The organism is Psychrobacter sp. 1U2 (genome assembly GCF_051847575.1).
On record NZ_JBPYDC010000197.1, the window covers coordinates 1 to 1455 of the forward strand.

General features: G+C 46.6%; 2 protein-coding genes. Both read right to left on the reverse strand.

Annotated features, from left to right (window positions below):
- The coding region (locus tag ACS8FD_RS14420) for a YheT family hydrolase (protein ID WP_439276362.1) at positions 1 to 921 on the reverse strand (921 nt) is incomplete at its 3' end.
- A gap of 70 nt (positions 922 to 991) precedes the next feature.
- Positions 992 to 1455 (reverse strand): IMPACT family protein (locus tag ACS8FD_RS14425; protein WP_439276363.1); only part of this gene is annotated, 464 nt, incomplete at its 5' end.

Sequence of the window (1455 nt, forward strand, 5' to 3'; positions counted from 1 at the left end):
CTCGTATAATATCACGCTATTTGAGACATCACCTGCCGTAGCGTTAATACCTAAAAAAGGGTCGTCTTTAGCCGTGATAATCAGGGTTGGTTTGCTAATTTTATATAGGTGCGGCATCGCCGAGGCTTGACGATAGTAATCATAAGGCGATCGGTAACCCAAGCGCGGCGCGGTAAAGGCCTCATCAAACTCCTGAATGCGCTCGCTGGCAGTAATTTTATTGAGCTCTGTAACATCTAACCGTTGACTCAAAACTTTGGTCAGCATGGGGTTTAGTAAATAGGGAGTGTAGAGCCTGCGACCTATCAGATTTTCCATTGCCGTAGTTGCTGATGCCAAATCAAGGGGCGCCGATACCACTGCTGCGGCTGCACAAATGGCATCATCACCATAATCTGCCATATAACGCGCCAATAAGTTGCCCCCCAGCGAGACGCCCACCGCATAGATAGTTTCGTAACGCTTGGCCAGTACTTCCAGCGTATGATGGGTCTCTTCGCTATCACCAGCATGATAGACCACCTCATTAGACATTGGTACGCCGCCGCAGCCACGAAAATGTCCTACCACAAAGTGCCAGCCATTATGCTCGACATAAGTGGCTAACGTTCGAGCATAATGGCTGGCACTACTGCCCTCCATCCCATGAAATAAGACTATCAATGGCGTTTTATAACGTTGATTGTGTTTGGGTTGTGGCTCACTATTATCGATGAAATCATAAGCCACCTCGCTGATTTGATGAGAGTCTAGTATTAGCTCGCGACGATAGGCAGGATTGTGCTTGACAAGAACAGTAGGCAGGATGGTTTGTAAGTGGGCATTGCTGAGCCAAAAAGGCGGCTCAAAAGGCTCAAAGTTAAAAGTATTACCATTAATAATAGGCGGGGTTTTTAATTCTGCTAGGTTATGTATTGACATGGCAACTCTCTTGGTTTGATGTAGGTCGTGTCCACATTTTGTTGCTGTTTATTCTTAAAAGTAGCGGTAATTACTTATCCTCTAGCACCCGCCCATCCATTGCCAGACGCTCTTTTAAACGCTCAATATCTTGTTCAGCAATAGTCACGGTTAATGTAACCTGCTTGCTATAATTTACGTCATCAATACTACCGTTTAGGCTTTCTACTATATAACGACATTGCGCTTCAGTCGCGAACTCCGCTAGTATCTGTACTTGCGTCATTGGTACGTAAGGGTGCAGTATCATCTCATCCACTGCCGCTTGCGCAGAGCCTGCATAAGCACGAGTCAGGCCGCCAGCACCCAGTTTAATACCACCAAAATAACGCACCACAATAATAATGACGTTACCGATGGACTTGTGTTGTAGGACGTTTAGAATCGGCCGTCCTGCTGTACCGTTAGGCTCTCCATCATCATCAAAGCCTGCGCTCGTTGTATTATCAGGGTCACCGATGATATAAGCCCAGCACCAATGCCGCGCATCAGGAT